This window comes from Basilea psittacipulmonis DSM 24701, assembly GCF_000743945.1.
Lineage (GTDB): Bacteria > Pseudomonadota > Gammaproteobacteria > Burkholderiales > Burkholderiaceae_B > Basilea > Basilea psittacipulmonis.
Genome location: NZ_CP009238.1, coordinates 1,780,376 through 1,794,597, shown reverse-complemented (window position 1 = coordinate 1,794,597; position 14,222 = coordinate 1,780,376). Strand labels below are relative to the sequence as shown.

Genomic DNA, 14,222 nt, shown 5'->3' with positions numbered 1-14,222 from the left:
TGGGCGAGTGTGAATGGATGTTTGTTCGATTCAATATAATAAGAATCAAACATCCTGAAACCCGACTCATTCCTGATTTTCAATGTTGTTTAGCTGTGTGAGTAGATCACGTTCAAAGTTTTTTCATCAGTGGCGAGTTTAGTTCGATATCCTGAAACCCGCCTCATTCCTGATTTTCAATGTTGTTTAACTGTGTGAGAAGATCGCGTTCAAAGTTTTTTTATCAGTGGCGAGTTTAGTTTGATATCCTGAAACCCGCCTTATTCCTGATTTTCAACGTTGTTTAACTGTGTGAGCAGATCACGTTCAAAGTTTTCCAATTCTTGTTTGTTTTTCATCAAACGATTATTGATCAAATAAGCAAAAATAATCGTATCACCATCTTTATTTTTGAACTGGCCTACAAAACAATTTGCACCATAGATGGATCCTGTTTTGCCGATTAAATCAGGATAGTCTTGAAAAGCCTTATGACTGGCCAATGTACCCTGTTTGGCAGTGGGGAAAAGATGAAGTAAATGAATGCGTGAATCTTCAAGATTAATGGCTTTCATAACGTTTACTAAATCATAAGCCGTTGTTCGGTTGTGGTAACTTAAACCGCTACCATCTACTTTTACCGTATCAAGATTCAAAGAGTCCATAAAGGCTTTTTCGATATGCGTAGCGATAGTGTAGTTAACCGAGTATTTGGTTTGAGCATAAGCGATATTGCGAAATAATTGTTCAGCAATATGATTGTCTGAATTGGCCAGCATCTGTTGAATTAATGTGCTGATTTTTGCTCCTTTGATTGAAGCGATAGTCAGTAAATTCGGGGGTAAAGGCGTTTCTTGAATTTTAATACTTCTAAACGAAATGCCTTCGTTTTTTAAAGCGTTTGCTAAAACATGTGCGGTATAAAGATTGCCATCAGGGACCGCAAGATTAAGATAAACAGGATGTTTGCTAGGGATTAAACAACCAGACAAAGTAAAGGATAAACCAATATCATTTGAATAATTAAGTTCACATTTCTCATATGAATCTTTAGGAGCGATGCGAACTTTATTGGTGACCTGAACAATCTCGTCTTTGGTCTCAAAAGTAGCCAATTCACCTATTTTTTTATTAGGCCGTAAAGTCGCGGTGACACAATTGTAATTGACTTGAGCCGCACTATTGCCACCTGCAAAACAAATACCTCTATCAGAAAAATTCCATGCTTTGGCTCGATCATGGCCTGAATATCGATTGACATTAATGATGAGATTGCCTGTTATTTTTTCAATACCTGCTTCACGAATTTTTTTTGCTAGTCTTTGTAATTGTTCAGTTTTGAGACTGGGATCGCCGACAAATTCCACCGTTAAACTCGTGCTTAATACGCCATTTCTGGGTTTTCGAGAGGCGTAAGCAGTCGTTTGAAAACGATAGTCAGGCGAAAAAGTACGTGCTGCGTGCAAGGCGGTAATAATTTTTAAAGTGGATGCACCGTGTAAATGACTGTAAGGAGAAATGGAGATGAGCTCTTTGTCTTTTTCCAAATTGATAGCATAAACGGATATTGTCGCTTGAGGAAAATGTTCAAGTAGTGAGTTAGCTTGAGAAAAAGTGCCACACAAGGACAATACGATAGTCGTTAATAATTTTTTCATGAGTGCTGATGAAAGAAAACAAGGGAAAATTAATATTCTAACTTAAAAAAAGTAGTACCAGTGTGAGAGGGATTTTATCAAAGAGGTTGAAAATCGAATAAAGGTGAATGAGGTCAAAAGGTGTTTTCTGAAAAGTAGGTGTGAAGCGGATTTTGTGAGGATAAGAAGAATGTGGGAGAGGGTTAGTAGGGTGGTGAATGGATGATGATTACGTGAGAAGCGGATTTTGTGAGGATAAGAAGAATGTGGGAGAGGGTTTAGTAGGATGATGTGAATGGATGATGAGTAGGTGTGCAGCGGGTTTTATGAGGATGAGGAGAACGTGGGAGAGGGTTTGGTAGGATGATGATTAGGTGTGGATCGGGATGAAATGGTGTTTCTGATCTAAACAAAGTCGTTGTCGAAGCATAATTTTGTTTATCGAAAAAACTGGTAAATCTTCAAAGATCAAGAGGATTGAAGATGGGTTTGTTAAAATAAAAGGTTGTTTAATTATTATTTAAGGAGTGTTTCCATGTCTCAACGTGAGTCGATGGAATATGATGTGGTTGTTGTCGGTGCAGGTCCTGCAGGCTTAGCAACAGCGATTCGTTTAAAACAAATAAATGCAGACATCAATGTTTGCGTATTGGAAAAGGCATCTGAGGTTGGTGCACATATATTGTCTGGTGCAATTATGGACCCCAAAGCCTTGTCAGAACTAATTCCTGATTACCAAGAAAAGTCGGCTCCATTAAATACTCCAGTAAAAGAAGATGAGTTTTATTTTTTAAGTCAGCATGGTTGTAAGGCGACTCCATCGTTTTTCTTGCCCGCCTGTTTTAAAAATCACGGCAATTATATTGTGCGTTTGGGTGAGTTAGTTAAGTGGTTGGGAGAACAAGCTGAAGCCTTGGGGGTCGATGTTTTTCCAGGATTTGCAGCAACTCAAGTGCTTTATGATGGCGATAAAGTGATCGGTGTCGGTACAGGAGATATGGGGCTGGATAAGGCTGGTAATCCTACGTCTATGTACCAACCTGGTATGAATTTATTAGCTAAATATACTGTTTTTGCCGAGGGTTCAAGAGGTCAGCTTGGTAAAGAATTAATCCAAAAATTTTCATTAGACAAAGACAGCGATCCTCAAACATACAGTATTGGCATTAAAGAACTTTGGGAAATACCTGCACAACAATCAGAAGCAGGCAAGGTGATTCATACAGCAGGTTGGCCCTTGGATAGCGACACCTATGGAGGTGGATTTATCTACCATCTTAAAGACAATAAGTTAGCCATTGGTTTGGTCGTAGGCTTGGATTATAAGAATACATGGTTATCGCCGTTTGAAGAGTTTCAGCGATATAAAACACATCCTAAAATTGCTGAGCTGTTAAAAGGAGGTAAACGCCTATCGTATGGTGCGAGAGCTATTACAGCAGGTGGTTTATTATCATTGCCTAAAACGACGTTCCCTGGCGGTTTGTTGGTGGGCTGTGAAGCAGGGTTTTTAAATGTTTCACGCATTAAAGGTAGTCACGCAGCGATTAAAACAGGTATGTTAGCTGCAGAGTCGATTGCCAAAGCATTGAGTGAAAATCGTGAGCATGAGGATTTAACGGATTTTACACAGGCCTTTAAACAATCATGGCTTTATACAGAGTTGAATAAAGCACGAAATTTTAAACAATGGTTCAAAAAAGGGCGTACAGTGGGCGTTTTGATGACAGGCGTGGAACAGTGGTTGTTAAAAGGCAATATGCCTTGGACCATTCACAATAAAAAAGCGGACTATGAAAGTTTATTGCCCGCTTCACAATGCCAGCCTATCCAATATCCTAAACCCGATGGCGTATTAAGTTTTGATCGTCCGAGTTCTGTATTTTTGTCCAATACGCATCACGATGATAATGAGCCTGTGCACTTGGTGTTAAGTGATCCTGCTAAAGCGATTACGGTTAATTGGGCGGTTTATCATGGTCCAGAGGAACGTTTCTGTCCTGCAGGGGTTTATGAGTTTATTGATACCCCTGATGGTAAACAATTACAAATTAATGCACAAAATTGTGTGCATTGTAAAACCTGTGATATTAAGGATCCGAGTCAAAACATCACTTGGAAAGCACCTCAAGGTGGTGAGGGACCTGTTTATTCGGGCATGTAATGAATGTCCAACGTTAATGATGTCGGACTAAAAAGCCGTAAACAAGCGAAAGACGAAACGCCCTTATCCGAAAAAAAACTGTAAACAAGCCGATCTTGATTAATGTTGGCCATGGTTGAAAATAGATAAGGGTAGTGGTCAAGGCGTGAGGTAGTGGCCAAAGCATAGGTAGTGGTGGATTATCAGCATTTTGATTAAACAGTTTGGTTGGGATAAAAGAGGCTGAGAATCCTTCTTGAAAAACCTATAAACCTTTGTTTTATGGTAAAATCCTTTTTTTTGTTATTTAAATATTTTATCTTGGAGCTTATTTAAATGAAAACCGCTCAGGAATTGCGTGTGGGTAATGTAGCCATGGTTGATGGTCAGCCATTGGTTGTCCAAAAAGCAGAATACAATAAATCTGGTCGTAACGCGGCAGTTGTAAAAGTAAAATTTAAAAACCTTTTGACTGGTTCAGGCAGTGAAACAGTATTTAAAGCAGATGAAAAGTTTGATGTGATCGTTTTAGATAAGAAAGAATGTTCATACTCATACTTTGCCGATCCTATGTATGTCTTTATGGATGAAGAGTACAATCAGTATGAAGTAGAAGCTGATAGCATGGGCGATGCATTGAATTTCCTAGAAGAAGGGATGACAGTTGAAGTGGTATTCTACGAAGGTCGTGCGATCTCTGTTGAAATGCCAACGATCATTGTTCGCGAGATCACTTATACAGAACCTGCTGTAAAAGGTGATACATCTGGTAAAGTAATGAAGCCTGCCAAAATCAACACAGGTTTTGAATTACAAGTACCTTTATTCTGCAATATTGGCGACAAGATTGAGATTGATACGCGTACTAACGAATATCGCAGTCGTGTGTAAAGAATAGAGAGATTGAAACGAACGCGATGCATACCCATCGCGTTTTGTTTTTTACGAACCAAAGGGAGAGATAATCTTGAGTCGTTTTTTTGTTGCTTTTGGATCTTTGGTTCTAGGATTGGGGGTCGCATTAGGTGCCTTTGGGGCACATGGGTTGAAACACCTTGTCAATCCTGAAAAAGCAACCTATTATATAGATATTTGGCATACTGCCGTTGAGTATCAGTTCTTACATGGAATGGCACTCTTAATATTTGCAGCGTTAGCAGACAAAATCTGCCCTCGTGCATACCGTTGGGCTTCCATTTTTTCGATGATCGGAATGCTCATTTTTTCGGGAAGTCTATATACCATTGTTTTGCTAGACTCCCCAAGGGTTGGCATGATCACCCCTATTGGTGGGGTGTGTCTGATTGCCTCATGGTTTTGTTTTTTTATTGGTACACTGCTTGGAAAAAAGCAGGTACTTAAATAGTAGGTAAATAAATGGATACTTATACATTTTCAACAGCTGCTCAAGGGTTAAGTAGTTCAGTAATTCGTGAAATTCTAAAAGTAACAGAACAACCAAAAGTGATCTCATTTGCAGGTGGCTTGCCCTCTCCAAAAAGTTTCCCTGTCCAAGAGATTAAAGATTCTTTTGATAAGGTATTGAAAGATTATCCTTTAGCGGCACTTCAGTATGGACCAAGTGAGGGTTATCGTCCTTTGCGTGAATGGATTGCAGCAGATTTTACACAAAAAGGTGTTAAAGTTGATGTTGATGAAGTGCTGGTTGTATCGGGCTCTCAGCAAGGCATTGAAATGTTGGGACATTGCTTTGTGGAACCAGGTGCTAAATTACTGGTTGAATCGCCTACATATTTAGGGGCATTGCAGGCCTTTTCTTTATTCCAGCCTCATTATGAAACCGTCAGCACGGATGATGAAGGTTTGTTACCAGAAAGTATTACGGCAGAAAAAGCAAAAAATGCGCGTTTTATTTATTGCTTACCGAATTTCCAAAATCCGACTGGTAGAACCTTGTCTTTGGCTCGTCGACAGGATTTAGTGAAAAAAGCTGTAGAACATCATCTTCCTATTGTAGAGGACGATCCTTATGGTGAACTTCGTTATGAGGGTGAGGCCTTGCCAAGTTTATTGCAATTAGGAAGAGAAGCAGGGGCGACGGTTATCCGCTTTGGAACTTTCTCTAAAATCCTAGCACCTGGCTTGAGAATGGCTTATATTATTGCACCGAAAGAGATCATTGCAAAATTAGTTCAGATTAAACAAGCGATCGATTTACATTCGCCTAGCATTAATCAGATGGCGATTTATGAGACGATCAAAGATGGTTTTCTTAAAACACATATTCCTAAAATTCAGGCACTATATCAGGCACAATGCCAGTATATGCTGAATGCAATGGACAAGGAGTTTCCTAAAAACGTTTCTTGGACACGTCCTAAAGGGGGCATGTTCTTATGGGTAACCTTGCCTGAAAACGTTGATACGACCAGCTTGTTGAAACGTTCAGTAGAAGAGAAAAGCGTGGCATATGTACCAGGCGAAGCCTTTTATACACAGGCCATAAAACCTAAGAACAATATGCGTTTAAGTTTTGTGACCGTCTCAAAAGAGAAAATAGATGAGGGTATCGCAGGTCTAGGTGCCTTGTTAAAAGAAGTGATCTGAATGAGATAGATCGTAAAGCCTGTTAGGGTGTCCCAACCTTAACGGGCTTTTTTACGCCTATAAACTGGATAAACAAAAGTGATCATTTATCGTGTGATATATCCATTAAAGAGGGTACTGGCTTCATGAGTGATTTTCATCGGATAGATATTTTTTGTCGAGTGATTGATAATTATGGCGATATCGGTGTTTGCTGGCGTTTGGCAAAGGACTTATATCAACGTTTATCAAAAAATCAATCTCAGCATTTCGCTCAGCCGTTGAGATTAAATGATTCGTCTGATCCTGAAAAGCCCATCATTCGTTTGTTTGTAGATGATTTGAATGCTTTAAAAAAAATCGTACCTGATTATTCGGATACGCAACAACATGGTGTTTTCGTCTTTTCATGGAATGATGCAGAACAGCTGATACCCGCTACTTGGGTGATTGAAACCTTTGCTTGTGAACTGCCTACTCCTTATTTAGACAAAATGTCTGGCCATACGAAAGCATGGGTAAATTTGGAATACTTGAGTGCGGAATCATGGGTGGAAAGTTGTCATCTGTTACCCTCGCCACAAGCCAATGGTGTAAAAAAATATTTTTTCTTCCCTGGATTTTATTCACGCACGGGAGGCTTAATTAGAGAGTCAGATGCTTTAACAGATAAACCGTTGAAACTGGCTTCACAGCTTGGTTTAGCAGAACGTCTTCGTGATCTAAAAGCTCAAGGTAAACGTTTGTTTTTTTACTTTGCCTATACTCATGCACCGATTCATTCATTATTAGAAAGCTTACCCAAAGACGTGATATTGCTAGCACCGCAGTTAGACGCTTTTCATCCACAGATATGCCCGATTCCTTTTGTCTCACAATCTGATTTTGATGAATTATTACAATACTGTGGTTTTAATTTTATTCGTGGTGAAGACAGCTTTGTACGGGCGATTTGGGCGGGTAAACCTTTCTTATGGCATATCTACCCTCAATCTGAACAAACGCATATTGAAAAACTTAAAGCGTGGTTAGCGACCACTTCATTTGACGAACGCATTCAAAAACAATTTTTGTCGTGGAACATTGGAGATAACTTTGTTTGGGACGATGCAATGTATGCACACTGGGAGAAACAACTCACCGACTATCGTCATACATTAAGCACCCAAAAAGATTTAACCACACAGTTAATTGAATGTTTACAAAAATCTTGACATACCCCCCCCCTATGCTACAGTAGCTCATTGTTTTATAAAATATTTATGGGGTTACTGATGAATGTCGTTGTCAATATTTTAAATAGAACTATTTTTGGTTTATCGCCTAGTTATTATAAAAAGCACTTGATTGTCGCATTAATTATGTCGGCGGTAATCAATATAATGGCTATATATTTGAGTATAAAAAATAATGGAGCTTTTCCATGGTTCTTTTTACTAGCTTTTTTTGTGGTGAGTATCATACTTTCTTTAGTATATCCTTATGCAAGATTTGTTTGCGATCTTGTTGTTGATGCGATAACCTCATTTCTTTCAGGAGTTGTTGTTGTGCATAACGGTATTTTCGATGCTATTTTCAAGAAAATATTGTTTAAATATCTTATTTTTGCCACTTCTTATACTTGCTCTTTTTTCCTAGCACCGATCGGATGGATTATTTTATTCTTCATGAATAAACCTGGAAAGGAAAGTGTTGAAAACACAGATACGTCTGCTAATTAAGAACGTAAAGTTTTTACCCTCATCCCCCACACTTTAACCATAATAATCGAGTGTCGGGGATGAATCCTAAGGTTAGTCATTAAGTTCGATCAATACATCCTCTGGTGACAATGCAGTGGCGTATAAATAAGATCGGATGGGCATATTAGGGTAGTACTGTTTTAGAATATCTAAATACTCCGCCATTTTTTCTTTATAACGCGTGATGAGTCTGGATTTAAATTCACTAATGGATTCATTTTCTAATCGTGCATCAGTCTTGTAATCTAAAAGAATAATTTCATCTTTATCTAAAACCAACAGATCAATGATTCGGTTTTTGGTTTGAGAGTCGTGTTGTGTATAAACCGACCATTCAGGCATACAGTTTTTAGTTTGTATCCATTCTTTTAATTGAGGATGTGAAATCGCCGCTTTTAGTGACTTTTGAATTTCTGATACCGCGTCTTTAATCACTCTATCGGAGACCTTGTATAAGTGCAAGGTTTTTTCAATGAGATCGGAACTGTCATCAATTCGTTGCTCATCCCATCCTTGCATTTTATCTAAAGCCATCCATTCCATAAATTGATGGAATACCTCACCAAAATGTGCTTGCTGTTTTTGTAAATAGTGTTTTGAACGAGGTTTCAGTGTAGAAGAAAAATTTAAACTTCCCCAGAATGAGTCTAATTCTTTCTCTTCATAGGGTAGATATTTTTGTTCGTTTAGAAAATCAATGCCTGCTTTGGTTAAATGCGTGTATTGAGGCTGATTAACACTTTCTGAGTTTTCAATGGACGCATCATCAATAACCATAAGATGATGGTTAGGTAATGTTTGAAGCTCCTCTGTGTCTTGATTGATATGTACGATTTGAACATCTTCTTTAAAATGCTCAGAAATGGTGTGCCATAAGGAACTTTGTTTGACTTCTTCGTGGTTGTCGTTGTACAAAGTTGAAGCAAAGATATGTAAATGCGATTTTGCACGAGTACAAGCAACATAAAGTAAACGCATTTTTTCATACTCATTACGTTGTGTTTCATTACGTTTAATTAGTGTTGTAAATCCAGGTCCCTCTTCTTCAAAAGAAGCCTTTTTGGGGCTAACAATCATTTCACCCGTGCTTAATGTATCGGTGTAAACAATAGGCGAATCCCCACGATTTTGTCCACGATCCAGACCATAGACAATCACGTGATCAAACTCTAAGCCTTTGGATTTGTGCATGGTCATAATCTCGATGGCACCGTCTTGTGCAAAGGTAGATGCGTGATGTTCTTTTACGGCTTTTTCAAATTCATGAACATCTAAATCACCATAAGGAGCGAGTGAATCTAATATTTTCAAAACTACTTCAATATTGTTGCGTGCATTGTCATCAGGGTAGATGATGTCACCACCTAATGCTCGCCAAAGATTAAGTACCTGACTGGAAAAGGGCAGGCCTGAATCTTCTTCTAACTGTCTTAACATGAGATGAGTAAAACGTAATAAACGTTTGCGTACATCGCTTGGAATCTGGTTTAAGAAAGAATCAGGATCATTAAATGTTCTGAATAACAGACTAGGAATAGTCAGATCAGCAAACGGATTATGGTGGTTGTCTAATAATTTTGTCAACGTGGCCATATCCAAACCGCATAGTGGCGAACGCAATAAACTAGCCCATGCGATACGATCATTGATTTGTACCAACGCTTTGATCAGTTGCACGATATCAATCACTTCAGGATAGTCCCAAAGACTTAAAAGATCAACACAATTAATCGGTATCCCGCGTTTTTGAAATTCAGGTAACAAGGGAGTGATATGGGTACGTGAACGCACCAAAATAGCGGTTGATTTGTTTTTAGAAGATAATGTTTGGCATAAATCTAATAATGCTTCTTGTGTGGCTTTTTCAGGATCATCACCCTTATCCTGATAACCCGCATATAAGCGAATATCGACTTGATCAGTAGGTTCTGCCTCTTTAAAGGCAACGGAACGGTGAAAGTGAATTGCACCAGTAGAGATATTGTCGATGATAGGAAAAGCAGATTGAAAGGTCTTATTCACCCAATCAATAATAGTTGGGCTACTACGGAAGTTCTCCACGAAAGACAATGGTTCGATAAATACATTGCCAATACGTTTTTCTTGCCAAACTTTTAAGAACAAGCCAACTTCAGCTTTTCTAAAGCGATAGATAGATTGCATGGGATCGCCAACTAAGAATAATGTACGGTTTTGCGATCCATCCCAGCCACTGACTAATAGATTTAATAAATCCATTTGTGACTTGCTAGTATCTTGGAATTCATCGATCAAAATATGTTGGATCTGTTGATCTTTTTTGAGTAAGAGTTCAGTGGGTGTTTCGCCATCGCTACTTAAAGCTTGAATAGCACGAAGAGCAATCTCTTGGAAGTCAACTTCTGAGGTGCGTTGAAATTCTTTTTGTAGTTCTTCATGAGCATCTTTTAATGTGTCCATAATATAGGCTATATCATGTAATACTTGCTCAGAAGGTGGTTCCGTGGGCATGAATTTGAGGTCTGTTAATGCCTGAACGATATTCTCATGAGTGGCTAATATCTCTAAGTACTCGATAAACGTTTGTTTCTTATCTTCAAGCCCAGGAGGCACTTCTTTGGCTGATGGAAAACCATCTTTTTTGGAGACTGTTTTTCTAATCGCGTGAGTTTTTGTAGTTAAAAAATGGGCCAAATAAATGAATGTCAGATATTCAGAAAAATCAATATTTCCTTGTTTTAAAGGCTTAGGTTCTCGTCCGTCCCAGTTTTTAAGCTTATCCCAAGCAAGAGGTGAATTGCCCAAATATTCACTGGCAGCAATACTGTATTGAGCACATTCATGTAAAAATCGAAAATCAAGTTTGCTTAATGCTTGAGAAACAAACGTGATATGAGATTTTAAATATTCGGCATAAATTAATACCAGCTTATCTGCAATATATTCATCTGAATTCGACACGATATGAATCCATTGATCACGTTTGCCTAACATATCGGACAACAGCTGAATAGCTGAATTCATGTTGTTATCAATGTAATTCAAAAAGTGAATCACATAGTCTTTGTTTTTAGCCAAAGTACGTCTAATCGCGTTTTCATATAAGACTTGAAAATTTTCACTTTGGGTGGGTGCCGCACCTGCACCAGAGATAAACGGTGTACTACGGACTAATTGTGCACAAAACGCATCAATGGTTTTAATGTTGAGACGACTGGGCGTATTGATTAAATCCCACTTTTGGGCATGACTATACTCACGTGCTTTAATCGCTAATTCACTTTGTCCTTCGCGTAATTCTTTAATCAAACGGCTACGCATCTCGCTAGCGGCTTTGTTGGTAAACGTAATGGCGAGAATTTCTTCAGGCTTTTTAACCGTTGGAATAAGGGCTAAAATTCGATGCGTCAATGTATGCGTTTTACCTGATCCAGCGGGTGCTTGAACAATAAAAGATTTGCTTGGATTTAATGCTTTTTCGCGAGCGATAATATCGCTGGGTAACTTATCTTTACTCATTGATTTCCCACTGTCTTAAAAATGGATGTAATTCATGGTTTTTCACATCATTAAAGGATATATTTTCAATACATTCTTTTGCTAACTTCTGACACAACGTTCCAAACACGGTATCTTGATAATAATTTACAAATGCAGTGAATTGGTTATCCTTAAAAGATATATCGGATTTTCTTTCCTTGTAAATATTTTCTATCTTTCCAATATAGACATCGTCATTTTTCGCGGTCAAACTTCTTTTGGCGATAGTGCCATCTTCTTGGCAAAAAGCACTTTCAAACTTTACTTCATGAGGCTGTAAATTAGAATAAGCCAGCTCACCAACAGATAGTTGAGAGGTTTGGGGTAATGCCACGGCATATAACGGTAGTTGATAACTGATTTCGTTGCTACAACTCCATGCATTAATTTCGCTTGATGCTTTAAAGTAACGCCCAGATTTATAATCAATGATTCGCATACCGCCATTTTTCAATCTATCGACACGATCGGCACGTAAGGTAATTTTGATCCCCTCATGGGTCCATTCAACCTGATGTTCTAGATCAACAGAAGTAAAGTCATTTAGCGTGACATCAAGGTTTAACTGCAGTTCGCAAGATTGACGTGCAGTCTGAACTTCATAATCAAGTAGATTGTAGTGGTCAATGCCTAATGTTTGAATGGTTTTTTCTTTCACCGTTTGACTGATGTCATCCAGTAGTTTGTCTTTCTTCTCTTTATTTTGTAATAATGTTTTGAGTGCGGTGAGCGTTTTGACTTTTTTCCACACAAGTTCCATAAATAAGTGTCTTAAATTTCCGCGTGTGGAAGCATTAAAGCCTTTATTAAAATCACGCAAAGCTTGTAGTTGCAAGCGATAACGAGCATGAGCAGCCAGCATGTTTTGTGCGGCCATTTCCAATAAACCGTAACCACCTTTTAACTGACGAGGTTGTTGTTCATTTAAATAAAAGGGTTCTTTTTTAGTGATATGAAACCCCGAATAATCGGGAATATCCTTTGTTTTGGCCTCTAGGTGATGAATGTCATCATCATTTAAGAAAGGACTGATCTGTAGCTCGTTGCCTTTTTCATCTTTGAGATGGGTGCTTAATATGAGTTTTTTAGTGCGTGAACAAATACCTTGGAAACGTGTTAGAGACTGGGCTTTAGAACGATGGATATTAACGGTAGGTACACCTGCTTTATCCTGTGAAATAAATGGTAAAAAGTGATTGATGTGTACAGGTTCAGGTAAAGCATGGTCATTTAACCCTACGATCCATGCGGTATCCCATGATAGACCTTGAGCTGAAGATAAATCTCGAATGGATACGATATTTTTAGTCGTAGCTCTTAACTGTGAAGAACGATTGTTAATAAACTGATTAAATAAGCGTAAAGCCGTTTGAGCATTTAGGGGTGGCACAATATAGCTAAGATTAGTAAAGCTCTCCAATGATTCATTTAAATCATCTGTTACGGTAATATGTGCCGATTGATTAAAACTAGGGTTGGGAAAACCAAATAGCTCCAGACTTTGATAAAAAATGTCTGTCCACTCGTGAATATCTTGGATCTGATTCCACGCGTTTAAAAGTGCAGCCAGTGATGACGCTAATGTAGGACTTAATGATAATTTTTCAATAATTTCAGATTGACGATAAGATAATTTTTCTTTATGACGGACTTCATTGGCCCAGACAATGCATTGGTGGTAATGGATACCTTCCATCTGAAAGGCTTTAGCTTGTTCTAGCCATTTTCCCCACTGTACATTGGTTACCGATTTTTTAATGGCTAAATCTTTCATAAACTCTAAATGAGTTAAGGCATAACGGATTAAAGGCCATTGGTTGAGTTCACGTCCTAAACTGACATGATAGCGATCACCTAGATAATAAGTGGCTATGCGATGTACCTTGTATAAATTTTGTTTAAGGTTAGGCACCAATACAGCAAATTGAGTTTTGGATTCTTTTTCAATCTCTCGAGCATATTGAAAAGCGGCAGCCAGCTCCTCATCAAAGCTATCAAAAGCTAAACATGTTCTGGATTCATTCACTTCATGGTTTGGCTCATATTGAAATAATGAACAATCCAGTGATTCAAGTAATAAACGTTCTTTAGGGGTCAAAGAGTCCAAACTATACAGAATAATTTGTTCGGGGAGATTTAAACGATGTTCCTGAGAGAGTGTCAGCAATAAATCTACTAACATAACCGAGTCGATACATTGCTTGCTTTTTAACGTTTCCAAATAACTTTTTTTCCAGCGACATAACTGTTCGTATTCGGGCGTGGTTTCATGATCATTTACTTGAACTTGCCATAAACTTTCGATCTCGTAGGCATCAAAAGCAGCTCGTGCCGTACCTGATATATCCAGTAAATCAGCTTTGTTTTGCTGAATAATATTTTGCCAAAGATACAAACTCGAGAATTTGTCCAGTAAAGTATAAACATGATCAGGGGCAAGGTTGCGAATAGAATTGGTGTAAAACTTCTGTAATGCTGAACGATAAGGAAAAATAGTGGGTAACTCAAAAACTTTTTTAGATGACAGTCGGCTTAAATCTTTTCTGAGTTGGTAGGATAAGCTGTTAGAGCCAGTGATAATCCAGGTATTCGCTTCTTTTTTCTCAATGAGAGATAGAAGTTCATCTTGAGATGTTATGAGCTGCATAGTAAAGA

Annotated in this window: 9 protein-coding genes; 6 read left to right on the top strand and 3 right to left on the bottom strand. The window is 38.3% G+C overall.

The annotated features are described in order from the left end of the window. Window positions 1–260: 260 nt before the first annotated feature. Complete coding sequence (dacB, locus tag IX83_RS07650; RefSeq protein WP_038501014.1) at window positions 261–1,637, bottom strand: D-alanyl-D-alanine carboxypeptidase/D-alanyl-D-alanine endopeptidase; 1,377 nt, start codon at window positions 1,635–1,637, stop codon at window positions 261–263. A 514-nt stretch (window positions 1,638–2,151) separates the two neighbouring features. On the opposite strand from dacB, the gene IX83_RS07645 reads away from it, so the two are divergent. From IX83_RS07645 to IX83_RS07620, 6 genes are all read left to right on the top strand, one after another. Continuing rightward, on the top strand, window positions 2,152–3,780 hold the full coding sequence (locus IX83_RS07645) for an electron transfer flavoprotein-ubiquinone oxidoreductase (protein ID WP_038501011.1): 1,629 nt from the start codon (window positions 2,152–2,154) through the stop codon (window positions 3,778–3,780). A 315-nt stretch (window positions 3,781–4,095) separates the two neighbouring features. After that, the gene (gene efp, locus IX83_RS07640) at window positions 4,096–4,650 is read left to right on the top strand and encodes an elongation factor P (RefSeq protein WP_038501009.1); all 555 of its coding nucleotides are present in this window, start codon (window positions 4,096–4,098) and stop codon (window positions 4,648–4,650) included. 76 nt (window positions 4,651–4,726) lie between these two features. Beyond that, window positions 4,727–5,125 carry a DUF423 domain-containing protein gene (locus IX83_RS07635; protein WP_038501006.1) on the top strand — a complete coding sequence of 133 codons (399 nt, stop codon included), beginning with the start codon at window positions 4,727–4,729 and terminating at the stop codon, window positions 5,123–5,125. Between the two features lie 11 nt (window positions 5,126–5,136). Then, a complete protein-coding gene (locus IX83_RS07630; RefSeq protein ID WP_038501003.1) occupies window positions 5,137–6,327 on the top strand; it encodes an aminotransferase-like domain-containing protein in 1,191 nt (396 codons plus the stop codon). Between the two features lie 125 nt (window positions 6,328–6,452). Beyond that, complete coding sequence (locus IX83_RS07625; protein WP_051919554.1) at window positions 6,453–7,520, top strand: elongation factor P maturation arginine rhamnosyltransferase EarP; 1,068 nt, start codon at window positions 6,453–6,455, stop codon at window positions 7,518–7,520. 60 nt (window positions 7,521–7,580) lie between these two features. Beyond that, a complete protein-coding gene (locus IX83_RS07620) occupies window positions 7,581–8,027 on the top strand; it encodes a hypothetical protein (RefSeq protein ID WP_038501001.1) in 447 nt (148 codons plus the stop codon). A gap of 72 nt (window positions 8,028–8,099) precedes the next feature. On the opposite strand, the gene IX83_RS07615 is transcribed toward IX83_RS07620, so the two are convergent. Together IX83_RS07615 and IX83_RS07610 are read right to left on the bottom strand one after the other, a co-directional pair. Further along, window positions 8,100–11,546 carry a UvrD-helicase domain-containing protein gene (locus IX83_RS07615; RefSeq protein WP_038500998.1) on the bottom strand — a complete coding sequence of 1,149 codons (3,447 nt, stop codon included), beginning with the start codon at window positions 11,544–11,546 and terminating at the stop codon, window positions 8,100–8,102. Then, the gene (locus tag IX83_RS07610; RefSeq protein ID WP_038500995.1) at window positions 11,539–14,214 is read right to left on the bottom strand and encodes a PD-(D/E)XK nuclease family protein; all 2,676 of its coding nucleotides are present in this window, start codon (window positions 14,212–14,214) and stop codon (window positions 11,539–11,541) included. Before IX83_RS07610 ends, IX83_RS07615 begins: the two co-directional genes overlap by 8 nt. Between the last annotated feature and the right edge of the window lie 8 nt (window positions 14,215–14,222).